Origin of the sequence: Scandinavium sp., assembly GCF_032012665.1 — a bacterium.
Lineage (GTDB): Bacteria > Pseudomonadota > Gammaproteobacteria > Enterobacterales > Enterobacteriaceae > Scandinavium.
The window spans coordinates 1-25,155 of sequence record NZ_DALZVG010000030.1 but is presented as its reverse complement, the minus strand read 5'-3'; the positions used below and the strand labels follow the sequence as shown (position 1 = coordinate 25,155).

The window sequence follows — 25,155 nt, the reverse complement described above, 5'->3', positions numbered from 1 at the left end:
TTTAGCCGCATAGTAAAATTACTGTTCCAAAATCGACGGGGGTTCTGTGCCTTCCCTTGTCCTATAAAGAAGGAATTCCCATGTTGGGCAAAATTTGCTCTAAAAGCAAAAATAATTAAAAAAAATTTTAGAAGATTTTTTTGATGCCGATATTTTTAATATGCGAACGGAATGACGCATCACTATATTGCGAAGTTATCGTGATATTAACTAATTAATTGATGAGGAAAGAACAATGGCACAAGTTATCAATACTAACGCACTGAGCCTGGTAGCACAGAATAACCTGAACAAATCTCAGTCTTCCCTGGGTACTGCTATCCAGCGTCTGTCTTCAGGCGTTCGTATTAACAGTGCAAAAGACGATGCAGCAGGTCAGGCAATTGCTAACCGCTTCACCGCTAACATCAGCGGCCTGACTCAGGCGTCCCGTAACGCTAACGACGGTATCTCTATTGCTCAGACAACTGAAGGTGCGCTGAACGAAATCAACGACAACCTGCAGAACATCCGTCGTCTGACCGTACAGTCCCAGAACGGCACTAACTCCGATTCTGACCGTAAGTCCATCCAGGACGAAATCGACGCACGTCTGTCTGAAATCAACCGTATCTCCGAACAGACTGAGTTCAACGGCGTTAAAGTACTGAGCAAAGACCAGACTCTGAGCATCCAGGTTGGTTCCAACGATGGCCAGACCATCAATATCGACCTGAGCAAAATCGATGCTTCTACCCTGAGCATGGACAGCTTTGATGCAACTAAAGTTGCAACTAAAGTTGCTAAAGGTTCCAACATCGACGATGGTACTGCTACTGCCAAAATGTCCGCAGCCGACATGGACGCTCTGACAACCCAACTGAAAGATGCGAGTGTTACCGGTATCGCAGGCGACAACGCAGTTCTTTATCAACACACTGATGACACTGGTGCAACCAAGTTCTATGCAGTAGGTGATAAAGGTGCAGTTGAAATGACTGCTGTCGTTACCCCTGCAGATGATGCTACTAGCACCCCTTCTTCAGTAGCATTCACTGCAGGTGCTGATGCATTAACTGCTGATGAAATGGCTGCTGCTGGTCTTGGTCAGCTGCAGACCATCGATGATGCACTGGCTCAGGTTGACGAACTGCGTTCCGGTCTGGGTGCGGTACAGAACCGTTTCGATTCTGTAATCAGCAACCTGAACAGCACCGTTAACAACCTGTCCGAGTCTCGCTCTCGTATCCAGGATGCTGACTTTGCTTCTGAAGTTTCTAACATGAGCCGCGCGAACATCCTGCAGTCTGCTGGTACCACTGTTCTTGCTCAGGCAAACCAGGTTCCACAGAACGTTCTGTCCCTGCTGCGTTAATCATGCTTCAACACGGGTCCGGCTTTGCTGGCCCGTTTTGTCTACCCCAGTCATCCGACTGGGGTATTTTTTTGCCTGAAGATCAGTATTAAACCAATGAGTCGCTAAGGGTACACCGCAATACAATCCTGCCAGGTTGGGTACCCATCAATAGAAAAAGAGAAAGACCCCTTCATTCATTTGTATTGATAGTGACCAAGAGGAAAAAAACACGCGCATTATAACCTGGCCTTTATTTTTAACCTTTTGTTTATGGCCCTCTGAACAGGGAATTAGTAGCAGTTACAGATACTTATACATTTAATATTGATACTTTAATTATCCTACGCCTTGCTACACTTTTCCCCACCGTACCCACACAATACCCACGATGCCAGAATTCCCCCGATGATATTATTTAGACTTCACACGCCAAAATTATTCGTAAAACATCAGACTGTTTTTGCTTCAGATAGCCCATTCCGCCCGATACACTTATCTTCGATGGAATAACCAGAGGTAAATGAATATGGTCCCCCACCGCATTCAGCCTCAAGAATATTCACATACATCCCATCTTGCCATTGTCAAAAATATTGCCCATCGCTTTGTATTTTTCACGGTAGAAATCTGCCGGATATTTTTAGTGACGTAAACGACCTGATATTTACGGCTCCTGGCTTTTTTTTGTTCCTCATCAAGCCTCCCCTTTTGATTCCGCGAAGATACGTTTGCCTGGCAATTGCCAGAACGCAGGTTTTTCTGACTCATCACCAGGCGCTTTAGTCCGCAAGCCTCACCGCCCTCCCCGGCCAGGCAGAGAGATTTCGATGCACAAAAAAACGGGCGATATTGCTATCGCCCGTTTCTCATTGCATTTTTAATGCGTGGTTCAACCACAACCTACTTATCCAAGTTCTGGCTCCGACTCGCTCTCGGCCAGACGCTCAACAATATCCATCTCTTCGCTGTTCAGCAGTTTCTCGATATCCACAAGAATCAGCATGCGCTCATCAATCGTGCCAAGACCCAACAGGTATTTGCTGGACAGCAGCGTGGAGAAGTCCGGAGCAGGCTTAATCTGATCGGCGTTCAGCGATATCACATCAGAAACACCATCCACCACAATCCCGACCACGCGCTCTTTCAGATTGAGCACAATAGTGACCGTATTGTCATTAATATCTGCAGATTCCAGCTGGAACTTCACGCGTAGATCGATGATGGGTACGATCACGCCGCGCAGATTCGTCACGCCCGAAATAAAGCCCGGCGTATTGGCGATATGGGTCACACGATCGTAACCGCGAATCTCCTGAACTTTCAGAATTTCAATACCATATTCTTCATTGCCCAGCGTAAAGACCAGATACTCATGGCCCACGTTTTTATCACCAAAATTTTTGTCTGTGCCTGAAATATTCATTTCATAACCTCGCTTAACCAATCCAGATTAATGCTTTTCAGCTAATTTTTTATCTTTGCTCAGCGTAAACAGCGCCACGATATCCAGAATCAGCGCCACGCTGCCGTCTCCCAGAATGGTCGCGGCTGAAATACCAGGCACCTTGCGATAGTTAAGCTCGAGGTTTTTCACAACGACCTGGTGCTGGCCAATGAGCTGATCGACCAGCAACGCGTAGCGGCAACCCGCGCTTTGCAGGATGACAGCGATGCCATCCGTTGGCGTTTGTGAATCGCGAGGAATACCGAAAATTTGCTGTAGATCGAGCAGCGGCAGATATTCACCGCGCACCTGCAGCATCACCTCACCGCCCGCCATGTTGTAGAGCGCGCTTTCTGAAGGTTGCAGCGATTCCATAACGGTGCCAAGCGGCAGCACGTAAATTTCATGTCCTACGCGCACCGACATACCGTCAAGGATAGCGAGCGTCAGCGGCAGAACGATACGAATAGTCGTGCCAACATTCTGCTCCGAGTGCACCTCCACGTGTCCACCCATTGCCAGGATATTTCTGCGTACCACGTCCATACCCACACCGCGCCCGGAAACGTCGGTGACTTTTTCCGCCGTTGAGAAACCTGCGGCAAAGATCAGCATCCAAATCTCTTCGTCACTGCTGTTTTCGCTAATGGCGATTCCCTGCGCTTTCGCTCGGGCCAGGATTTTTTCACGGTTAAGACCCGCACCATCATCAATGACGTCGATGACAATGCTGCCACCATGGTGCTCTGCGGAAAGCGTCAAGTTCCCCTGCTCTGGTTTGCCTTTTGCCAGACGCTGCTCTTTTGGCTCAATACCGTGATCGAGGCTGTTACGCACGAGGTGTGTAAGAGGGTCAATAATGCGTTCGATAAGGCTCTTATCAAGCTCGGTGGAGCCCCCCTTAAGCGTCAACTCAACGTTTTTATCAAGCTTACGGCCCAAATCGTGGACCAGACGCGGGAAGCGGCTAAACACATATTCCATCGGCATCATACGGATGGACATCACCGATTCCTGCAAATCGCGCGCGTTGCGCTCCATCTGCCCGATGCTGCTGATCAATTGATCGTGCTCCGCGGGATCGAGAGAAGCAGAAAGCTGGGAAAGCATTGCCTGGGTAATGATAAGTTCACCCACCAGGTTAATGATGGTATCCACCTTTTCAACCGCCACGCGCAGGCTACCGGATTCCGCCACCTGGCTTCTGACCGCAGATTTCGCTTTAGTGGCTGGTACGACCTGCTCTGATGAACCGCCCGGCCGGGCCACTGGCTCTTCTTTTGTCTCAGGCAGTTCTGCTTTTATCTCCGCTGGTTCTGCAACCTGCTTTGACTCAGCAGGTTCCGCTTGCGCAGAGGTAATAGAAATTTGTTCAGGCTCCAGCACAAAGCACAGCACTGCCAGAATATCGTCAGAGGATGTCGTGGTGCTCAACTGGACCAGCAGCGTATCACCTCGCTGCTCCTGGCTTAATACATCACCCAGGTTACCGAGTTCTTCCAACAATGCCTCTTTATCTGCATCAGGAATCGCGGTCAGAGCAACGGTGAGTAGCCCAGCGCTGTCCGATTGTGCGGCAGGAACGGCGGTAGGTGCAGGAGTTAGTGCAGGTTTAGCTTCTCCTGCTTGCTCCTGCTTAGCTTCAAGTGCAATTTTACGCAATGCTTCACAGATATAACGGAAGGTTTCTTCATCCGGCTTCTCTGAGGACTTATAAGCGTCCAGCTGATCTTGCATAATGTCCTTGCTCTCCAGGAACAGATTAATAATCTCGCCAGTTAACTGCAGATCTCCACGGCGGGCCTCATCCAGCAGATTTTCCAGAATGTGCGTAGTCTCTTGCAGGATAGTGAACCCGAAGGTGCCTGCCCCGCCCTTAATCGAGTGCGCTGCACGGAAAATCGCGTTCAGCATCTCTTTATCAGGTGATTCACAGTCAAGATTAAGAAGATGGCTCTCCATATCGACCATCAGTTCATCTGCTTCATCAAAAAATGTTTGGTAAAAATCACTAACGTCCATTTTTCTTAACCTTTACCTGTAGAAGTATTATCCGGGGCCGGCGGTGATATTTTTTGTCCAGCGGCAACCGACATCGCTTTTAGCTCAGACTTTATTTTTTCGTTATCCTGGTTGTTCGATGCACTCTGTAAGACGGTGTCTTCGCTGAGAATGGCCTTCTCTTTACTTTTGCTAAGCACCAGAACGCTGATACGTCGGTTAATAGGGTCATCAGCTTTGACGTTCTCCAGCTGCATCATGTTTGCCGTTCCAATCACTCGCAGGAATTTATTATCCGCAATGCCACCGGCAACCAGGGTACGCCTTGACGCATTAGCGCGATCGGAAGAGAGTTCCCAGTTGCTGTAACCCAGCTCACCTTTTGCATAAGGTAAGGAGTCAGTGTGCCCGGTCAGGTTAATTTTGTTTGGGAGATCGTTAAGCACTGGCACCAATGCCTGAAGAATGCCACGCATGTAAGCTTCCGGCTCTGGACTGCCGATCTTGAACATAGGGCGATCCTGGCTGTCAATAATTTGGATCAGCAGACCATCGTCGGTCAGGGACAGACGCAAGTTAGACTGGAAGTTACTGAGACGTGGGTCGCTGCGGATCAGGCTTTCCAGTTTCTCCTGAGCACGCATAAGGGTCTGAATATTTTTCTTTTTATCGAGCTTTTCGAGTTTTTTCTTCAGCTCCTCCCCTTCTTTACGAAGCATATCCTCACCGCCACCGGGGATTGGACTGCTGCTAAGACTCGCCTTATCCCCTTTCCCCAGCGCAACGTTCAGCGGCATTTTAAAGTAATCGGCAATCTGTTCACGCTGTAAAGGCGTAGAGGTTGAAAGCAGCCACATCACCAGGAAGAAGGCCATCATCGCAGTCATAAAGTCAGCGTAGGCAATCTTCCAGGAGCCGCCATGATGACCATGCTTATGTTTTTTCTTCCGGCGGACAATAATCGTCTGGTGCTGCTGTTTATTCATGATGCGCTGTCCGTTTGGCTATTGGACATGGTTTTCACCTGGCGCACGTGTTCCTCCAACTCGATAAAGGAAGGACGTTCTGAGGAGAACAGCGTTTTACGGCCAAACTCAACGGCAATCTGTGGCGCGTAGCCGTTCATGCTGGACAACAGTGTGATCTTGATACACTGCATCATCTTGATCTCTTCGCTACTTTTCTGACGTAATAGTGTTGCCAGGGGCAAGATAAAGCCGTAAGCCAGCAGAATACCGAGGAAAGTTCCAACCATCGCGTGAGCGATAAGTTCCCCAAGCTCGGCGGCAGGACGGTCGGCCGCCGCCAGAGCGTTGACCACCCCCATTACCGCCGCCACAATCCCGAAGGCTGGCAGGGCATCACCTACAGTATGTAGGCTACCCGCGGGGACTTCGTGCTCATGTTCGGTCGTCTCAATATCTTCATCCATCAGCGCTTCCATCTCGAAGACACTCATGCTGCCACTGATCATCAGACGCATGTAGTCAACGACAAAAGTCATAATCGTCTGGTCGGCCAGTAAGCGTGGATAGGCAGAAAAAATTGGGCTGTTTTGTGGGTCTTCAATGTCGGCTTCAAGCGTCATCAGGCCATTCTGTCTACCCTTGGCCAGGATGAGATACATCATCGCCATGAGGTCCATATAGATATCTTTGGTATAGCGCGAGCCTTTTAGTAAATGCGGAATAGATTGCATGGTGGCTTTAATCGCTTTACCGTTATTTCCGACGATAAAGGCCCCCACGCCCGCCCCACCGATGATCAGCAATTCCGTTGGCTGATAAAGCGCACCAAGCTGACCTCCAGACAAGAGATACCCGCCGAAAACTGTCAGCATAACAATAAGATAACCAATAATGACTAACACTCAAAATCCCTCAGCAATGAATATATCCTGAATTCGCCTGCAAGAAACACAATCAGAAGGCTGTACTGCATACGAGTTACACCGAAACGTGAACCGCTTGTTGTAAATCATTTGTCGTTTATGCGTTCAGTTGCGCTTCGGCAGACACATCCGCAACTTTGTTTTTCTTAATCGCGCGCGAAGGTGGGCAACAAAGGCTACAGGTGAATGCATTTTTGGAATATTCGTTGGTGACAACAAAGTTGCCGCCACAGACACAACATTCCGTCTGTTCGATAATGCCGCAGTCAATAAATCGCAGCAGCGTCCACGCACGAGTTAATCCCAGCACCGGCCCTTCGCCTGGAGACACAGGACACTGTTCCAGATATAAACGATAGGCTTTAATCGTGGCCTCTATCGTGCGACAGGATTCCGTTTTTTGCAGATACAGGTAAATATTGTAAAACATTGAAGCATGAATATTGCGTTCCCAGGCCATAAACCAGTCTTCTGAAAACGGCAGCATTCCCTTAGGAGGAGGACACCCACGCAGCTCTTTATAAAGACGCAATAGCCTTCTACGACTCAGGTTTGTCGCGCTTTCCAGCATTTGCATACGTGCGCCAAAGTTAATCAACTCCATGGCAATCTGCACTTCTTTGACTTCCTGGAGAATACTTTTTTCAGTCATCTTTAAATCCAATAGGTCATCACGAAGGGTTGATTCTTTGCTCACTTAGCGAGTTAAGCAGATCCGTAGACAAAATTATCCCAGTATGGATTTGCTGCAGAGCTTCAATCCGGGAGTCCTTTGTAAGATTGTCGATAACAATTTCGCTATCCACTCGCAAGCGACAAATAAGTTGATTTGTCGAGGCTAATTTAATCAACTGAGGAAGCGAAAGATCCTTAATGGTATCGATAGTTGCTTCAGTTAAGCCCAAACGGAAGCCTGCTGCGAATTTATCCTCCCGGATAAGTTGTTGCGCCAATAGCAGATAGGATAAATTGATGTCGTGAATTCTTTGAAGCTGGTCATCTACTTTTTCGATAGTCATTTTCTTTGTTACCATATCCGCGTCACGGGTAACCGCACGGAATCAAATTGAGTTTTTATTCAAACCAAATAATAAAGGTTAAAAAAAGGATGAAGTAAAGAGATAGTATGTCTCCAAACGTGACATACATCACTATAACTAATATATTTTACCCATAAATCATCCAGGCAGCGATTCAGAATCACATAGATTGATAATACTCTTCTGAGATAGCGAATCCGGATATGGAATAGCAACCGATACAGTCGTGTAGGGGAAAGCAATTACGACCTATAACGAGAGGAATATTATCTTCGATATAAAGGATGCTCTATGCGTATTATAGTTACTCCAGTCTACATTTTCAACACCTTACTTTTTTCCGGGCGAAAGCAATCCACCCGGGGCGACAAATACAATAACACTTCAAAAATGGATCTATATCATTATTCAGTTATTATTTTATTATCCCTTTAATTACAAGATGTTTAACGGCGATCGTCAGCAGTATCAATCCTTGCGCGCAGTCGCTTAATGGCCAAACTGTGCAGTTGACTCACTCGCGTTTCGGTGATGCCTAAAAGAACACCAACCTCTTTCATATTCAACTCTTGCTGATAGTAAAGATTTAATAAAAGTTGTTCCCTTTCAGGTAGATACTTCATTTCCGCACTGATCTTCTGAGCTAACTTTCCCTTCATCAGCTCATGGAGCGGATTGAGCATTTCATTTTGAGCATCCACAATTTCCGCGCCATCTGCAAATTCTTCCTGAAGTTCGTCTAACGAGAATATTTGGCTGTTATTCGTGTCCAACAACATTTGTTGATATTCACGTAACGAAATGCCCATCATTTCCGCAACATCACTTTCACTCGCCGGAGCGCCACTTTCCTGCTCTATTTTTCGAATAGTGCTGGAAATCTCTCGGGAATTACTCCGAACCCGGCGAGGCACCCAGTCATATTCGCGCAACTCATCAATCATTGCCCAGCGAACACGCTGCGTAATATAGGCACCAAGGCCAATACCTTTCTTCGGGTCGAACTGATCAATTGCGCCAAGCAGGCCAATGGTGCCAGCCTGAATCAGGTCATCAAATTCTACGCAGGCGGGGAGTTTTACCTGCAGACGCAGAGCTTCATTACGAACTAAATAACGATACTTTGACCATAATTCGTTCTTTTGCATCACCCCATCATGTGTATAAATACCGTTCACAATCACACTACACCTAACCAGCTAATCCGCCTCACATTATGTAAGAACATTCTTAAAACAAATAGCCTGATAAGGGCTCATGAGCTTATCCAATCCACATCTTTGATTTGCTAAAAAAATGTAAAATTATCAGGGCAAATGTTCTTCATCACCTACAGAGTGAGTACACATAATGCTATTGATTCTAATTCTCGGTCACTCTCTGGCAATCAACTCGGAACGTAAAGCGGTCATAAAAAATTAGCTATGTGCAAGCGTAACCGGGCAAAAGGTATAAAAAATACAATGCGGTCACATTCAACTAATGACAATCAGTTAAATTAATGTATTCATTAATGTTGATTAATGTTAACGCAAGTAGTTGAAAATATTCATTTGCTGCATACTTTGAAACACTTTAGCTGAGGTCTGTAAAGCAAACTCGGCCATTTTCGATTGCGTAACCAGGGTAATAAGAGTATCAGGATCTGAACCGACCGTTTGCTGTAAACGTGACTCAACACTAATACGGTCATTTGCCGAATGCATTGCCAATGCATCAATCTGCTGCAGGTTGGTACCGACTTCCGCTTGAATGCGCCCTAAATTATCAATACCTTTTTTGATAGAGACATTCGATTTATCGAGAGTATCCTGCAGTGCTTCACGATCGGCATCTGTTACAATCGGGTTATTTAATGCCTGAATGGCATTATCTAGCGCTGCAAAAATATCATCTGAAGAACCACTCATAAACACGTCACGACCGGTATGACCAACCTGCATGGTGGTACTATCAGCAACGTTTTGTGTCATTGCTGTATCACCGCCGTTGTAACTGCCATCCTTACTAAAAGGCTCGGTTCCCGTTTTATAACCGGAAAAAAGATAGCGACCATTACTATTTTTGCTGTTCGCTAAATCCAGCAAGCTGTCACGGATACCTTGAAGTTCCGTTGCCAAAGCCTGGCGGTCAGCATCGCTCATTGTACCATTACCGCCAGAGACAATTTTCTCACTGAGGTTTTTGGTCATAATATTGCTGACAGAGGTCAGAATATTATCTTCTTGCTCAAGCGAATCTTTTGCATACAGCTGAGCGGTGTCATATTGGTTCATGGTTGAAAGTGCATTCTGGAATGTCACCGCCTGCGATGCTCCAGCTGGGTTATCTGACGGCTTTAATAAAGTGCGCTGTGAAGATAACCGAGTGCCAATGTCGTTACCCATTTTCATCGCATCGGATAAACTTTTGACATTATTCTGGAACATATAATAAGTGCTAAGACGCATGACGCTTTCCTTTACTGTACTTTAAGCCGCACTGCCGTGTGGCTACAGACTGATGACATCCTGTTGCGACTCCATCGCAATAAGATGTCATCATACAATTCAACATGAAAAACCAATATTTGATTTTCAACCCATTTTATAGTGTGAGAAAACATTCCCTCCACGGGCTACGCTTTTCAAACCGCGTTCATACGAACATGGAAGCCGACTTAAGATCTAAGGCTTAACAGCGTATCGAAAATATCTACTGCAGTTTGCAATACCTGGGCGTTCGCCTGATAGTACTGATTAAACATCTGTAAATTGATCATCTCTTGCTGGAGGTCAACGCCGGCTACTGACTGCTGCTGTTCTGCTATTGCATCGTAAGCCTTACCAGTTGTCGCCGCATTCCCCTTCAGGCTGCTCATTGAGGAACCTACGGAGCTGACCAGGCTTGCATAAGCTTCAGACAGTGTACCGTTACCAATCAGGCGAGCGTCCTTAATGGCGATCAGATCTTTGATATTTTCGTTGTTGCTCTCATCACTTGGATCGGAGGAGCTTGAGGCCGCAATCAGATCACCATCATCAATGGCCACTTTCAACTTCCCTGCAGCATTATCTGCCGGATTCAATTTGAAAGAATCACCCGGCTGTGGCGTCCCCTGCGGGCTAATGGAGATCCCATCAAATTCCAGCTCACCGTTAGAGCCAATCGTTGGTGTGATGGTACGCCCATCGCTGGTCTTCACTTCCCAGTCGCTGGCACCAGGACCTTTAAAGGTAATGTCGTAATCCTGTGCAACCACCTGCGAAATATCCGTGAAGCTCACGTCAAGGGTGCCATCCCCCACGTTATTACGGTTAGTAATTGCAGTCGGATCGGCAATCGTGAAGATATCGCCACCCTGATCGCCGTTACGGTCATAACCGGCATGGTTCACTTCGTTAAACTTGTTGGCCATCTGCAATGCCAGCTGGTTTAGCTGATTACGTGCATCAACCAAATCTTCATTACGGAATTTAAACAGTCCGCCTAGCTGACCTTGAGTGAATTTTGACTCGTCAATCGGCATCTTGTTACCTGCCGCATCAACGTAGGACACAATCGTTTTTGACGGTTCTTCTGGCGAAGCGGATGCTTCAAGCGAGTAGGCACGATCGCCGTTAACCAGCGGCATCCCATTCGCCATAGTGACGTCAACGCGTCCATTGCCGGTGTCTTCGTTAACCTTTACGCCCACCAAATCACCCAGCTGACCTAACACCAGATCGCGCTGATCGAGCAAATCCGCAGGCAGCGTGCCCGTTTGCGCATAAATCTTGCCAATCTGTTCATTAAGGTTGGCCAACTGCTTAGCGTAGGAGTTTACGTCGCTTACAGTTTGATTTATCAGTGTATTCGTACTTTTTTCCAGACCAGCAAGCGTGCTGCTGTTGCTGTTGTACTGATAGCTAATGGCTTTGAACTGTGAAAGTGCTTCCTGGCGAGCCGCCGGGTTCGCCGGATCACTGCTCATTTTCTCAAGCGCGCCAAAGATATTGCCTAAGGAGACTGAAATATTTGAAGTATCGTCACCCAGCATATCGTCAATCTGGCTAAACTGCTGGTAGCGGCTTCCGAGCGCGGAATACTCTGAGGAAATGTTACGCATCTGGTTGTTGATAAAACCATCATAAGCACGCTGTACACCGTCGGTTTTTACACCGTAGCCAAAGAAGCCATATCCGGTCGTACGCCCGCCAGCTTCGCCAAAAATCAGGCTTTGGCGACTGTAGCCTGGGGTGTAGGCATTGTTGAGGTTGTTACCCACAACATTCATCGCCAGCATTGCTGTACTGAGCCCGCTCTGGGCCAAATTCATAAGACTCATAACTCACCAATATTATTTTCGGTGCTCAGTTGGCAACGCTTTTAGCCAGCACCACTCGGAAAAATCTTGTCCTATAACATTTATCGGTCAGAGATAAATTAACTAAAATATCTTTCTTAAAATAATGATGAGAGGTCTGTTTTATAGGCATTCAGTCCCTGATTAACTGAGCCTTTAACCTGTCCCATGATCTGTATCAATTTTCTTGCATAACTCGGATCGGTCGCATATCCGCCTTTTTGAAGAGCATGCGCCGCAGTTTCCGGAGAGGATGAGCGCGCCACATTCTTATAGCGCGGGTTCTGCGTCAATAAGGAGGCATAATCAGCCAGCGCCTCGGAGTAAGAGGGGTAAACACGGAAGGCAGCCTTCACCTTTTTCGCCACACCATTAATATATTCAGTCGTGGTAATTTCCGTTGATTCACCCTGCCAGTCCGGTGTTGCTTTAATACCAAACAGGTTATGACTTGACTTCCCATTTGCGGTCGGAATTTCTCTATTTCCCCAGCCGGATTCCAGCGCCGCCTGAGCAATAATCAATTGATGAGGGATCCCACTCTTTTTCGCGACCGAAATAGCAGGCCCCAGCAGGCGAGAAATAAAGCTCTGATTATCCCCACTGCCTGTTACTGCCGACGTGATTTGCTCTACAGCCCCTGGAGCACGCTGCATCGGGGCACTGTTTATGATTTTTTGCTGCCCTGGAAGCAGGCTATAAGGCGCGGGAGCCACGCCTTTTGTTACTGGCTTCGCGTCCACTTCGCCACCAAGCTGTTTTACCATCATATCGGCAAAACCCAGCGATCCTCGGGAAGCGATGTCCTGGGAGATCTGCTGATCGTACATGGAGGTAAACATATCCGAGCTTTGGCTGTGCATCAGATCATCTTTCATGGTGGCATCGCGCATGCTCTTTAGCATCATCTGCACGAACATGCCTTCCATCTGCTTTGCCGCTGCCTTCAGGCCTTCAGCGGAGTTCGTGCGGGCTTCGCGTTTTAGCGAGTCCAGCCCACGAACATCAAAGGCCGCGCCGGAAACTAAAGATTTCGCGTCCATTAGTTGGTCTCCAGCTTAGCTCGCAGGCACCCTGCACTCTTCATTGACTGCAAGATAGCCATCAGATCGTTTGGCGTTGCCCCAAGGCTGTTAAGCGCACGAACAACCTGGTTGAGATCAGCACTGGTAGAAATTTTCTGTAGCGAGCCACCGCGCTCCTGAATGGAAACCTGAGTATTCGGCACCACCGCAGTTTGCCCACCGCCAAATGGCGTATCCGGCTGGCTGACTTCGTTAGTTCTGGAAACCTCAACGGCCAGGTCGCCCTGAGCCACGGCACAGGAATCGAGTACCACATGACGGTTCATTACCACGGAGCCGGTTCGCGAGTTGACGATAACTTTAGCGTCCATCACCTGAACACGAACTGGAATATCAAGTACACGTGACAGGAAACGCACACGTCCCGAGCTGTCTGACGGCGCAAAGAGCTTAACGGTACGGGAATCCTCAGCAACAGCGGTGCCGCCGTTAATGCGTCGGTTAATCTCATCGCTAATCAGCTGGGCCGTAGTGAAGTCATCGTCGTTAAGCTGTAGCTTCAGGACATTTTGGGAAGCAAAATTCATAGGCACCTCACGCTCAACGGTTGCACCATCGCTGATGCGCGCGCCGTTAAGCTGGTTGACCTGAACCCGGCTGCCGCCGCCCTGCGCTCCTGCGCCAGAGACCAGCAGGTTTCCCTGAGCCAGCGCATAAATTTGGTTATCCACCCCTTTTAACGGCGTCATTAATAACGTGCCGCCACGCAGGCTTTTAGCATTACCCAGCGATGACACAACTACGTCAATTTTTTCGCCACTGCGAGAGAAGGGAGGCAGCTCGGCGGTCACCATGACCGCCGCAACATTTTTAAGCTGCATATTGACGCCTGGTGGCACAGTAATCCCAAGCTGAGAAAGCATGTTATTCAAGCTTTGGGTAGTAAAAGGGGTCTGCATAGTCTGGTCACCCGTACCATCCAGCCCCACCACCAGACCATATCCCATCAGGGCGTTGCTACGCACACCCTGCACGGAAACTAAGTCACGAATGCGTTCCGCCTGGGCTTTACCTGGCATCAGACTCACGATGCCGATAAAAAACAGCCCCATTACGAAAGTGAAAAATGAAGTTTTCATGGATTAGTCATTAAAAGGGTGAAAGATTCAGGAACAACCGCTGTAGCCAGCCCATCTGTTGCGCCTCATTAATATATCCGTTACCAACATACTCAATGCGCGCATCTGAGACCTGCGTTGAGATCACCGAATTACTGCTGCTGATGGTTCTTGGGTTCACCACGCCAGAGAAGCGGATAAATTCGGTACCCTGATTAATGGCAATCTGCTTCTCACCTACAACCCGGAGGTTGCCGTTCACAAGAAGCTCCTGCACGGTAACGGTAATAGTGCCGTTAAAGGTATTCTTGGCCGCAGCCCCACCTTTACCGGAGAAGTCATTTTTGCCGCTGACGGCTGTGTTCGCACGGTCTCCGCCAAGCAGGCCAGAAAGCATGCCAGGAACGGTGTCCATAGAAAGACCCGTCGAGCCGTTGCGGTTCGCGCTTGCTGAAGAACTTTTACTGGCGCTCACGTTTTCTTGTAGCACGATAGTGAGCGTATCCCCCACGTTACGTGGGCGGCGGTCTTCAAACATCGGCTGGTAGCCGTAGCTCATCGCCTGACCGGTCTGAAAAATAGAGCCGCTTGTCGTGGTGGTTGCTACCTGCATGGGTGCGGCGGTCGTTGAGCCATCCACCAGAGGTTTATGCGGAATATAGGCGCATCCAGACAACACGAGTACCAGCGCAGCTACCGCCGGAAGCGAGCCAGTCTTATGACGGAAGAGAGAACAGGCCTGGTCAGTACGAGATCCGATTCCTGAGGTAAAGGGCTGGTTTTTCATTTCATCCACTGCATTAGCATCGCAACCATAAACGCCCTCGCGCAAGCGTGGGCGTTTATGGCCACAATCAAAGTTGTGACAGGCGCTGCAACATCTGATCGGATGTTGACACCGCTTTACTATTAATTTCGTAGGCGCGTTGAGTCTGGATCATGCTGACCAGCTCTTCGGCTACGTTGACATTGGAGGTTTCGACGTAACCCTGCTTGAGCGTCCCGGCACCGTTCAGGCCTGGTGTACTTTCGTTCGGCGCACCGGAGGCCTGGGTTTCGCGGTAGAGGTTTTCACCAATGCTTTCAAGACCGGATTCGTTAATAAAGGTGGTCAACGTTATCTGTCCAACCTGCTGTAATGCCGTCTGCCCTGCTACCTTCACGCCAACGATACCGTCGTTACCAACGGAGATACTTTCAGCATCCTGCGGCAGCGTGATAGCTGGCTGGATCGGATAGCCGCTGGAGGTCACCAGCTGTCCGTTCTGATCGATCTGGAATGAACCATCACGGGTATAAGCTGTAGTACCGTCCGGCATCTGCACCTGAAAGAAGCCCTGGCCTTCGATTGCCAGATCCTTGCTGCTGTTGGTCTGAGTCAGGCTACCCTGGCTGTGAATACGCTCAGTCGCCACCGGGCGCACACCCGTACCGAGCTGCAGGCCAGAAGGGATGGTGGTCTGCTCAGATGACTGAGCGCCTGGCTGGCGCAGCGTTTGATACAGCAGATCTTCAAAAACAGCGCGCTGGCGTTTAAAGCCGTTGGTGCTTACGTTCGCCAGGTTATTCGAGATAACATCCATATTGGTCTGCTGCGCTTCCAGACCGGTTTTGGCAATCCATAAAGAACGGATCATACTCAATTTCCTCTTTGCCTGATTAGCTCAGGCTTAATAGCTGGTTAGCCTTTTTTTCGTTGTCATCCACGGTCGTGATCGTTTTCATGTTCATATCAAAACCGCGCGCAGTGGCTATCATCTCCACCATGGCATTCACCGGGCTGACGTTACTGCTCTCCAGCGCACCGGGGATCAGCTGCAAATTCAAATCCGCCGCCAGTACGTTTTGGCCCGCATTTGCAGAGCCTGGGCTGATATGGAACAACCCGTCATCACCGTGTTCCAGATCCTGAATTTTGGCGTTCACCATTTTCAGACGCCCAACCTGAGCAAGTGTTGATGGCTCATCGCCAGGGCCACGGGCGGTAATCGTTCCATCTGGTGCAATGGTCAATTCTGACTGCGGCGGTACGTTAATAGCGCCGCCATCGCCCATCACTGGACGACCACGAACGGTCAGCAAACCTTCACTATCCACCTCAATATTGCCCGCACGGGTATAGCCCTCACTGCCATCCGGCATCATGACGGCCAACCAGCCATTTTGCGGCAACGCCACATCCAGGCTGCGCCCCGTCTGGTTGATGGCCCCCATAGAGTCGTCGTGATAAGGCGTCGACTCCGTAACCAGGGTACGGGTGGCAACGGAAGGACCTTCAACCGGGACAGCGCGAAAAGCAGAGAGCTGGGCGCGAAAGCCGGGCGTAGTGGCATTAGCCAGGTTGTTAGACGTAACGCTCTGGCGGTTAAGAGCGGCATTCGCAGCGCCCATTGCTGTATATATTGCGCGATCCATAAATGCCCTGCGTTAACCGAGGTTACTAACGATCTGAAGGAGTTCAGACTGCGTTTTAATGGTCTGGGAGTTGGACTGGTAGTTGCGCTGGTAGATGATCATGTTAACCATCTCCTGGCTCAGATCGACGTTAGACGCCTCCAGACGGTTACCGTAGAGCGTTCCCAGGTTACCCGTACCGGATGCCCCCATGACTGGCTGACCGGATTCAGGCGTTTCTGACCAACAGTTGTTCCCTTCCGCAGATAGACCACCCGCATTGTTGAAGTTTGCCAGCACAACCTGACCGATAAGCTGAGACTGGCCGTTGCTGTAGCTTGCAATGACCTGACCGTTATCGCCCACAGAGTAGCCATTCATCAGGCCAGGTGCGTAACCGGTAGTGGAGACTTTATCAATAGAGGTATCAGAAGCCTGCTGAGTGAGCCCATCAAGATCCAATTCGAAATCCAGCGGCAGACCGCCTTTATAGGATTCACCGGACACCTGCACTTTGGCAGGGTTAGTCGTCAGTTTGCCGGACGCATCAAATTCTAAGTCCACCTTCTGGAACATATCGTTCCCACCCGCGTCCTTCTGTGGTGACGTGGTGTCATTGGTGTAGACCGTCCATTTGTTATCAGCGGTTTTTACGTAATACGCGTTGATCGTGTGCTTATTACCAAGGGAGTCATAGGCATCCATTGGCTGCACATAGTTGTAGCTCTTGCTATCTTTCGGATCGAATGGGTTTGCAGTCTGATCGATTGCCTCTTCCCCAGAAGAAATATTGCCGGACATTGAGCCCGAGTCGGATGCTTTCGCGCCCATTTGGCCGGTTGGGATTTCGATAGGGCCAACTGGGGAACCAGGCTGAATCGTCGGAGGTGTACCGGTTGCCTGGTAACCTGTCAGCTTCAGGCCCTGCTGGTTTACGATATAACCATTGGCATCTTTCTCGAACTGGCCGTTACGGCTGTAGAAGATACGTCCCGCATCATCCACTAAACGGAAGAAACCATTGCCCTGGATACCCATATCCAGAGCGCTGCTGCCTTGGCTTAATACGCCATCGCTAAAGTTCTGGTTAACACCAGCAACCTGTACACCCATGCCTACCTGGGAGCCTGCAAATACGTCAGCAAAAGCAATAGTGCCTGATTTAAAACCAACGGTCTGGGAGTTAGCAATGTTATTACCGACAACATCCAGAGCCTGTGCAGCAGCGTTTAATCCACTGAGACCTTGTGAGAAACTCATTGTTATATGATTCCTGAAAACGAGAGGGTATGACTACAGAACGATTACTCAATCAAGTAAATATCGCCGAGGGAGGTGGTACTTCCGTCCCCAAGACGCAGCGCTGCGCCCTGACTCGAGAAGGAAACGCCATCTACGATAGATTTTTTCAGCGACGCAATTTTCGGCACATCGCCGCTTTCATTGCTCGCCGAATAGGTCACTTTAAATTCGGTGTCCGCTGGCGGCGCACTCGGCTTAAAGTCTTCTAAATCATCAAGGGAGAAGCTGTTTACGCCAGCCTTAAGATCTCTCAGATCGGCCGTGTAAGCGTTACCCGTTTTATCCGTTAAGGTAACGGTCACAGTATCTGCATCGGAATCCAGCGCGAAGGAGAAGTCTTTATTCCCTTCTTCCGTCGTTGAGACACTGTTATCGCCTTCAATATAGACAGTCCGCCCAACCCATTGCGCCGCATTCATCTGCTGCATGTTGTAAACCAGACCACCGACCTGATCTAACGCGGTATTCAGATCGCGTACCCCAGCGGCAGTGTTGAACTGCGCCAGCTGAGAGGTCAGTTGGTTGTTATCCATTGGGTTGGTGGGATCCTGGTTTTGCATCTGGGCAATCAACAGCGTCATAAAGCTGTCGGTGATATCGCCGATATCACTCCCGGTGCCCAAACCACCTGATGCCTGAGCGGATTTCGCGGTATTGCCCGTGTTGCCAGTGCTTTGCACGGTTTTAGCCATGCTGCTCGGTGCAGAATTCATTACTGGTGATACAGCCATTTCGTTGCTTGTCCTTTTATTGACCGATCGTCAAGGTTTTGAGCATTAATGATTTGGCCGTGTTCATCACTTCTACGTTGGCCTGATAACTGCGGGAGGCGGAGATGGTATTGACCATTTCACCGACCACGTTCACGTTAGGCATACGCACATAGCCATTAGCATCGGCAAGAGGGCTGCCCGGCTCATAAACCATTCGGTCAGGCTCGGCACTTTCCACCACGTCGCTTACACGCACACCGCCAATCTCCTGACCTGGTGCACTATTGACTTCAAAAACGGCCTGTTTAGCACGGTAAGGCTGGCCATCCGGCCCTACTGCGCTGTCAGCGTTAGCCATATTACTGGCGCTGATATTTAAACGTTTCGACTGCGCCGCCATGGCGGATCCAGCAATATCAAAGATACTGAAGGTTGACATAATAATTATCCCTGACCGATCACTGTCATCATGCCTTTGATTTGGGAACCAAGAAGCGTAAGACTGGATTGATATTTCATACTATTATCCGCAAAACTCACGCGTTCCCGGTCCATATCGACCGTATTACCATCAGCACTTGGCTGATCCGGAATGCGATATAATAGTTGGCCATCATCAAACGCAGGTGCTGTACCGGCAATATGTGTTCCCGATGTTAAAGCAAGAGATAAAGGCGCATTAGTGGGCACATTTCTGTCCATTGCTTTTTGTAATTGCTGGGAAAAATCAATATCACGGGCCATATATCCCGGCGTATCAACGTTGGCAATATTCGATGCCAGAACTTCCTGTCTTTTGTTCAGCAAGCTCAGCGCCTCTTGCTGGAAGCGCAGCGCATTGTCGAGTTTATCGAGCATAAAAAACACTCACTTTCTGCTAAGAAGATTAACTCGCACATTCTATGAGTGAATAAACTATTTCTATACTGCAAAGATAAGACAAAAATAAACGTATTTAGCGATATGGATTTTTCAGGACACAGTTTGAGACATTTATCCGCAGAAATGGCTCTACAAATGACGCTATATTGAGCATTAAGAATGAGCGAGTTTTATCATATACTCTAAGACAATAAATCCTGATGACAAGTATTTTTTCTACGCTATATAAAGCTGAGGTTCGCTCATTTTATGCTATCTGTACGCACTATTTCTGTCATAGCATTAATGCTGCTTAGCGGTTTTTTTCACCTTCAGGCGATGGCCGCCATGGAGTCAACAGAAAAAGAAGGATTGGCGCAGAATATCACCGCGCTGATTATCGCACATCGCCAGCTCCCTTCTGAAGCAAACGTCGTTCAGCACGTGAAAATACTGTCAGCACCCGCTCAGCTGGCAACGCTTTGTTCCGACCCCGAACTTTCTATTGCCGGTAATAACGACCGGTTAACGGGCAATAAAAGTATTATTGCGCGCTGCGGCAACCGTAAGAAGTTTATACAGGTGAACGTCAGTGCGGAGGGAGGTTGGTGGAGCGCAGTCCGAACCATTAAGCCAGGCAGCGTCGTACAAGAAAAGGATATTATCGCCCGTACCGGATCGCTTGACCGGCTCCCTGCCGATCTGCTTTTTTCGAAAGAGAGTATCGTCGGAAATACCGCCACTCGCACGATTAGCAGCGGGCAGGCAGTGACCCAAAGCCAGCTACGTCGCCCTTGGGCGGCCGTAACCGGGCAGTTGGTGGAGATCCTGGCTCAAGGCAATGGCTTCCAAATACGCACCCGCGGCAAGGCGTTAAACAATGCCGCCGCCAACAAACCGCTCAGAGTCGCAACCCATGGTGGACAAATAGTCAGCGGGATCCTCTCAGCTGATGGGGTCGTCACAATAAACCTTAAAGAATAATTTTAGTTTTTTTGTCGACGCCCGATAGTATCAGTAGAGCCCATCGCCACCGTAAACCGCCGAGGATTGAACAATGAGTATAGACAGAACACAACACGCTCTTCCCGTGACTGCAGTTAATGCACATCAGGACTTTACTGTCAGAGCAAAGACGGAAAACGTCAGTACTCAATCTGTTACCACCGATAAGGATACGGGTACTAACGTCAAACTCAGCCAGATGGCCCAGCAGATCCAGGCGGATGACTCTCAGGATATCGACCATGCTCGTATTGATAAAATCCGTCAAGCAATGGAAGCAGGCGAACTGACGTTTGATACCGATAAAATTGCTCAGGCTCTGGTGAATGACATCTTTCAACTCTCTTGATGTTATAAAAAAATGAAAATGGAAAATTTACGCACTATTTTACTGAAACTGCAGGGCTCCCTTGTCGATCTGGAGGCACTTCTTATCGCAGAGGTTGCCCAGCTACAGCGAACCCAGATTAACCCGGTCTCCCTGCAAATCGTTTCAGATAATAAGAGCCAGCTACTCTCAACCATTAGCCACTATGACGATCTGCGTAAGCAGCAGGAGTCTATTCTGAAAATAAGCGTGCCATATGAACATAATCCACGCATCGCTGCCTCCTGGGAAGAAATTATCAGGAAAGTAAAAAGGGCAAATGATTTAAATAGCAAAGTAGCCGAACTTCTTGATCTTCACATGAAAAAAGGCGACCAGCTGATGAAGATGGTGAATAAAGCAGGTTCCACACTGCCGGTTTACAGCTCGGATGGCCAGTCTAACCTCGCGACATCGGGTAAAGTTTATAACATTAGCGTGTAGCCAGCCTTTTCCTGCGGAACAGGCTGTGCATTAATCCTCTCAGCCGAAATAAATAATATAAAAACAATCAATATAGCCATGGGCTAACCAGTTCAGCCCTTGCTTGCAGAATAGAAATATAGCTTTGCTTATGGTACTTCAATATTAATAAAAAGAAGGGATGTGCATTATCACTCTTTCCTTTCCATATTAATGGCAGATGCATTTTTATTTTAATCTTCTCACGTCATGCTTTCCGCCATAGCTTATTGAAATCAAAGAATATATGTACAGCGGCATTTCTGCGCCTTCATGAACGGATTGTAGTCATTTTTTGCATGTTAAAATCATGTGTAATCTATTGCTTATTCATAGATTTCAACCCCTGGAAAAAGATCTTTTTGAGAAAGTAAAACCATGCTAAACCGTATAAAGATAGTTACAGTTTTATTATTTGTATTTGGAGTATTTGTTGCTTTACAGATTACCTCCTATGGGGTTGGGTTCCATGCTCTGAACACGGACCGTGAAAATAGCAGTACTCTCAATGCCATCAACCAACAACACTCTTATCTCAGCGATACCCTTGTCTCCCTCCTGCAAACTCGATCCACTATTGGCCGCGCTGGTATTCGTTACATGATGGATCAGGCAAACATTGGTTCAGGCGATACGATTCAAACACTGATGACTTCAGCCAACGAAACGCTAAAACAGGCCAGAGATCGCTGGAAAAATTATGAAGCCCAGGGTAACCCAGGCGATGTTGACGAAAGCGCCCGCAGCGAGCTCAAACGCCAGTTCAACCTCTACTGTAACGCACTTGAGGAGCTGATAGGCTTTATTAAGGTTGGCGATATGGTGAAAGCAAACGCGCAGCCAACCCAAAGCTTTCAGGATAATTTCGACCGGGAATACGTTAACTACTTACACCTTAATGAAAAAGCTCATCTGAATGCTGTTGAAAACGGCAATCGCGTTTATAACACCATGCTGTGGACCTCCGCTGTTGCACTGCTCCTGATAGCACTAATTATATTTGCAGCCTGGAACGGTATTCGCCGTGTGCTTATCACACCATTAAGTAAAATTAGCGCCGGCATTTACCACATTGCCGACGGCGACCTGATGCATAGTATCGAGGTTTCCGGTACCAATGAGATGGGACAACTTGCCGATCACCTGCGTCACATGCAAAGTTCACTGATTCGCACCGTGGGTAATGTTCGGGCGAGCGCCGACACCATCAACGAAGCGGCAAAAGGGATCGCTTTTGGTAACAGCGAACTGGCATCACGCACCGAGCAGCAAGCATCTTCACTGGAACAAACTGCCGCCAGTATGGAAGAGCTCACCTCAACCGTGAAGCAGAATGCTGAAAACGCGCAAAAAGCCAACCAGCTGGCGCTTAACGCATCCAGCACGGCACAGCGCGGCGGAAAAGTGGTCGATAACGTGGTGACGACCATGAATGAGATAGCCAGCAGCTCGCGGAAAATTGCTGATATCACCAGCGTTATCGACGGCATTGCCTTTCAAACTAATATCCTGGCACTTAACGCCGCAGTTGAAGCAGCAAGAGCGGGTGAACAAGGCCGTGGTTTCTCTGTCGTAGCTGGCGAAGTCCGTAATCTTGCCCAGCGCAGCGCTCAGGCGGCAAAAGAGATCAAAATCTTAATTGATGACTCAGTCAGTAAAGTCAATGTTGGCTCTACCTTGGCCGAAAGCGCGGGTGAAACGATGAATGAAGTGGTCAACGCCACCACACACGTAACCGATCTGATGAGCGAGATTGCCTCTGCCTCCAAAGAACAGAGCCGGGGTATTGAGCAGGTTGGGCTTGCCGTGGTTGAAATGGATAAGGTGACCATGCAGAACTCGAGTCTGGTACAACAGTCATCGACAGATATTCATGCACTGGAAGGCCAGGCTGACGTCTTGTCCCGGACAGTTGCTATCTTCCGCATTAAGGATGAGAAAAAGGCCGGAAATCATCCGACTATCGAATCTAAGGCTAACGCAACGGCTTTGCCTTTAACTCCAAGGGAAGCGGCAAAAGAAGAGACAAGCGACGACTGGGAGGCGTTTTAAGACCGCTAAATAGCGGCTCTAACAGTAATCTTTGGACCCTAAAAAATTTGCCTTCACCACAGGGGAAAGATTTACGATCTTTCCCCTGTGTATATCAATAAGCACCAAACTTTACTCAAACCCAGATACTGGACTAACCCCACCCCGACAGACGATCCGGCCCTATAGTTTAAGAATAGGAGGAGCGTATAGGCACACCACTATTTACACCTGAATTTAATGAAAAAGCCATCCGTCAAACAACGAAGCGCAGCCATTCCATCTATCAAAATGCTCCTGCTCATGCCCCGGCACAGCGGACATGTCAATCGTGTAATTGCACGCCTTATTGATCGACACCAGCGATCAATATCGATAAATTGATCTATAAAAACAATTATCTTTCGGATGCCCTGGCTGGTTATCCTTACCGTTTATTGATCGCAAAAAAGTCTTTAATTACGGTTGGTTATCCAGCCGGGGCTTGCTGCGTCCATTTTCCAGATAATCCAAATCTCGAGGTCATAAAGGCGCAGAAAGATGAAGAGATGTGCACGATGCAATAAAAAAAGAAGCGTCCTTGAGCGGTGGTTCGCCCTCGATAAAGAATTCTGCGACGAGTGCTTATTTGAGAATGACCGGGAAATCAGGGAAAAACGCATTATCCCCATCGGACACCGCACAGATAACCATGAAGGGAAATCGTAGCCCGATATGAAGAATCACATCGACGTTAGCGTCATTATCCCTGCCTTCAACGCCGCTGCGACCATTGGTAGCCTGGTCAATAAACTCCTCTGCGAAACCCGCGTCTCTGTTGAACTTATCGTTGTCGATGACGGTTCCACCGATGATACCGCGGGCGTTATTCGCCAAATCCAGGATGAGCGGCTGCTCCTCATCGGGCAGCCTAATCAGGGCGTCTACGCTGCCCGCAATGCGGCTTTAGCCATTCATCGGGGTGAATGGGTGGTTTTCCTTGATGCCGACGATGATATCGCCGACGGGTTCATTGAAAAGCGATGGCAGGCAGCAACCGCAGCGCAGGCCGACGTGGCGATTTTTAACGGCTGGCATTCTGGCGCTGAGCATCGTCGAAAGGCGATTCACCGCAAGCAGCCCTGTGGGGAAACGCTGTCGGGGCATGAGTGGATCAGACACTGCGTTATCCATCGCGAATGGCCGCACTACCTGTGGCTACAGATGGTCAGGTCATCCTACATCAGACAGCATTCGCTGCGTTTCCAGGCCGGCAAAAGCCATAAAGACATTCTGTGGACGGTTCACCTCGCGGCGAGCAACGGCCGGTTCCGCATAGTGGACGTTAAGGATTACATCTATATCAGCAACACGGCCTCTATCACGCACCGGCCGGATTACTACGACGTTCGGGCCGTGAGCTATGTTGAGGTGATTGCGGAGATCGTTCGGCTGGCGGAACTGGAGCAGCACAAAAAAATAAGGGTGTTTTTGTATCGGCACGCGCTGGTTGAGGCCCGACATTTTTTGGGGCTGTATCGTAACCGCGTGCAGGATAAGTCAGGCGTGAAAGCCCGCTTTAAAGCGGATGTCTCGTTTGGCCGTTTGTTCAGAGGGATAAGCAGTTTCAGCGATGTGTTTTTCTTTATTAAGGTGGTGGGGAAGCTTTTTTGATGTGCTTTGGTGTCGCCAACCTGACGGGATCGAAAAACAATCAAATACTTAATCCAGCGATCTAACCGACTCCACTAAAGCCTTTCTGCCATCAGAACCGATTCGGTTCCACTTAAACAGCAGCAGCGCTAAATGGACTGACCCCGCCCCGGTAGACGATCCTGCCCTATAGTTGGACTGACCCCGCC

General features: G+C 48.7%; 24 protein-coding genes. 6 read left to right on the top strand and 18 right to left on the bottom strand.

The window, feature by feature from the left end; all coding sequences use genetic code 11:
* Positions 1-235 precede the first annotated feature (235 nt).
* Positions 236-1,354 (top strand): FliC/FljB family flagellin, encoded by a 1,119-nt coding sequence (locus tag RTU33_RS19050; protein ID WP_312629434.1) that lies wholly within the window; start codon positions 236-238, stop codon positions 1,352-1,354.
* A gap of 886 nt (positions 1,355-2,240) precedes the next feature.
* Here RTU33_RS19050 and cheW read toward each other — a convergent pair.
* The 18 genes from cheW to flgB all read right to left on the bottom strand — a co-directional run bounded on the left by cheW (position 2,241) and on the right by flgB (position 19,446).
* Complete coding sequence (gene cheW / locus RTU33_RS19045; protein ID WP_312629432.1) at positions 2,241-2,759, bottom strand: chemotaxis protein CheW; 519 nt, start codon at positions 2,757-2,759, stop codon at positions 2,241-2,243.
* A 27-nt stretch (positions 2,760-2,786) separates the two neighbouring features.
* Positions 2,787-4,802, bottom strand: coding sequence for a chemotaxis protein CheA (cheA, locus tag RTU33_RS19040; protein ID WP_312629430.1), 2,016 nt, complete (start codon positions 4,800-4,802; stop codon positions 2,787-2,789).
* Positions 4,803-4,807: 5 nt separating this feature from the next.
* Positions 4,808-5,767 (bottom strand): flagellar motor protein MotB, encoded by a 960-nt coding sequence (gene motB, locus RTU33_RS19035; protein WP_312629428.1) that lies wholly within the window; start codon positions 5,765-5,767, stop codon positions 4,808-4,810.
* The gene (gene motA / locus RTU33_RS19030; protein ID WP_312629426.1) at positions 5,764-6,651 is read right to left on the bottom strand and encodes a flagellar motor stator protein MotA; all 888 of its coding nucleotides are present in this window, start codon (positions 6,649-6,651) and stop codon (positions 5,764-5,766) included. Before motA ends, motB begins: the two co-directional genes overlap by 4 nt.
* A 118-nt stretch (positions 6,652-6,769) precedes the next feature.
* Positions 6,770-7,324, bottom strand: a complete 555-nt coding sequence (flhC, locus tag RTU33_RS19025; RefSeq protein ID WP_312629483.1) for a flagellar transcriptional regulator FlhC — start codon at positions 7,322-7,324, stop codon at positions 6,770-6,772.
* Positions 7,325-7,343: 19 nt separating this feature from the next.
* Positions 7,344-7,691 carry a flagellar transcriptional regulator FlhD gene (flhD, locus tag RTU33_RS19020; RefSeq protein ID WP_409438263.1) on the bottom strand — a complete coding sequence of 116 codons (348 nt, stop codon included), beginning with the start codon at positions 7,689-7,691 and terminating at the stop codon, positions 7,344-7,346.
* Between the two features lie 467 nt (positions 7,692-8,158).
* Positions 8,159-8,890 (bottom strand): RNA polymerase sigma factor FliA, encoded by a 732-nt coding sequence (locus RTU33_RS19015; RefSeq protein ID WP_312629477.1) that lies wholly within the window; start codon positions 8,888-8,890, stop codon positions 8,159-8,161.
* Positions 8,891-9,238: 348 nt separating this feature from the next.
* Complete coding sequence (gene flgL, locus RTU33_RS19010) at positions 9,239-10,162, bottom strand: flagellar hook-associated protein FlgL (protein WP_312629424.1); 924 nt, start codon at positions 10,160-10,162, stop codon at positions 9,239-9,241.
* Between the two features lie 209 nt (positions 10,163-10,371).
* Positions 10,372-12,018, bottom strand: coding sequence for a flagellar hook-associated protein FlgK (flgK, locus tag RTU33_RS19005; RefSeq protein ID WP_312629422.1), 1,647 nt, complete (start codon positions 12,016-12,018; stop codon positions 10,372-10,374).
* A gap of 116 nt (positions 12,019-12,134) precedes the next feature.
* Entirely contained in the window at positions 12,135-13,079 is a 945-nt protein-coding gene (flgJ, locus tag RTU33_RS19000) for a flagellar assembly peptidoglycan hydrolase FlgJ (RefSeq protein ID WP_312629420.1), read from the bottom strand.
* Positions 13,079-14,173: a flagellar basal body P-ring protein FlgI gene (locus RTU33_RS18995; RefSeq protein WP_312629475.1), complete on the bottom strand. Its 1,095-nt coding sequence runs from the start codon at positions 14,171-14,173 to the stop codon at positions 13,079-13,081. Before RTU33_RS18995 ends, flgJ begins: the two co-directional genes overlap by 1 nt.
* A gap of 37 nt (positions 14,174-14,210) precedes the next feature.
* Complete coding sequence (locus tag RTU33_RS18990) at positions 14,211-14,966, bottom strand: flagellar basal body L-ring protein FlgH (protein ID WP_312629418.1); 756 nt, start codon at positions 14,964-14,966, stop codon at positions 14,211-14,213.
* A gap of 67 nt (positions 14,967-15,033) precedes the next feature.
* Positions 15,034-15,816 (bottom strand): flagellar basal-body rod protein FlgG, encoded by a 783-nt coding sequence (gene flgG, locus RTU33_RS18985; RefSeq protein ID WP_312629416.1) that lies wholly within the window; start codon positions 15,814-15,816, stop codon positions 15,034-15,036.
* Positions 15,817-15,838: 22 nt separating this feature from the next.
* Positions 15,839-16,594: a flagellar basal body rod protein FlgF gene (locus tag RTU33_RS18980; RefSeq protein WP_312629414.1), complete on the bottom strand. Its 756-nt coding sequence runs from the start codon at positions 16,592-16,594 to the stop codon at positions 15,839-15,841.
* Positions 16,595-16,606: 12 nt separating this feature from the next.
* Positions 16,607-17,833, bottom strand: a complete 1,227-nt coding sequence (gene flgE / locus RTU33_RS18975; RefSeq protein WP_312629412.1) for a flagellar hook protein FlgE — start codon at positions 17,831-17,833, stop codon at positions 16,607-16,609.
* 44 nt (positions 17,834-17,877) lie between these two features.
* Positions 17,878-18,606 carry a flagellar hook capping FlgD N-terminal domain-containing protein gene (locus tag RTU33_RS18970; protein WP_312629410.1) on the bottom strand — a complete coding sequence of 243 codons (729 nt, stop codon included), beginning with the start codon at positions 18,604-18,606 and terminating at the stop codon, positions 17,878-17,880.
* 16 nt (positions 18,607-18,622) lie between these two features.
* Complete coding sequence (gene flgC, locus RTU33_RS18965; protein WP_312629408.1) at positions 18,623-19,027, bottom strand: flagellar basal body rod protein FlgC; 405 nt, start codon at positions 19,025-19,027, stop codon at positions 18,623-18,625.
* A gap of 5 nt (positions 19,028-19,032) precedes the next feature.
* Complete coding sequence (gene flgB / locus RTU33_RS18960) at positions 19,033-19,446, bottom strand: flagellar basal body rod protein FlgB (RefSeq protein ID WP_312629406.1); 414 nt, start codon at positions 19,444-19,446, stop codon at positions 19,033-19,035.
* A 273-nt stretch (positions 19,447-19,719) separates the two neighbouring features.
* Here flgB and flgA point away from each other — a divergent pair, with 273 nt between their 5' ends.
* The 5 genes from flgA to RTU33_RS18935 all read left to right on the top strand — a co-directional run bounded on the left by flgA (position 19,720) and on the right by RTU33_RS18935 (position 24,967).
* Positions 19,720-20,433, top strand: coding sequence for a flagellar basal body P-ring formation chaperone FlgA (flgA, locus tag RTU33_RS18955; protein ID WP_312629404.1), 714 nt, complete (start codon positions 19,720-19,722; stop codon positions 20,431-20,433).
* 73 nt (positions 20,434-20,506) lie between these two features.
* Positions 20,507-20,803 carry a flagellar biosynthesis anti-sigma factor FlgM gene (gene flgM / locus RTU33_RS18950; protein WP_312629402.1) on the top strand — a complete coding sequence of 99 codons (297 nt, stop codon included), beginning with the start codon at positions 20,507-20,509 and terminating at the stop codon, positions 20,801-20,803.
* 12 nt (positions 20,804-20,815) lie between these two features.
* The gene (locus RTU33_RS18945) at positions 20,816-21,265 is read left to right on the top strand and encodes a flagellar export chaperone FlgN (protein ID WP_312629400.1); all 450 of its coding nucleotides are present in this window, start codon (positions 20,816-20,818) and stop codon (positions 21,263-21,265) included.
* A 396-nt stretch (positions 21,266-21,661) separates the two neighbouring features.
* On the top strand, positions 21,662-23,335 hold the full coding sequence (locus RTU33_RS18940; RefSeq protein WP_312629398.1) for a methyl-accepting chemotaxis protein: 1,674 nt from the start codon (positions 21,662-21,664) through the stop codon (positions 23,333-23,335).
* Positions 23,336-24,028: 693 nt separating this feature from the next.
* Positions 24,029-24,967, top strand: coding sequence for a glycosyltransferase (locus tag RTU33_RS18935; RefSeq protein ID WP_312629396.1), 939 nt, complete (start codon positions 24,029-24,031; stop codon positions 24,965-24,967).
* The last annotated feature ends 188 nt before the right edge of the window (positions 24,968-25,155 follow it).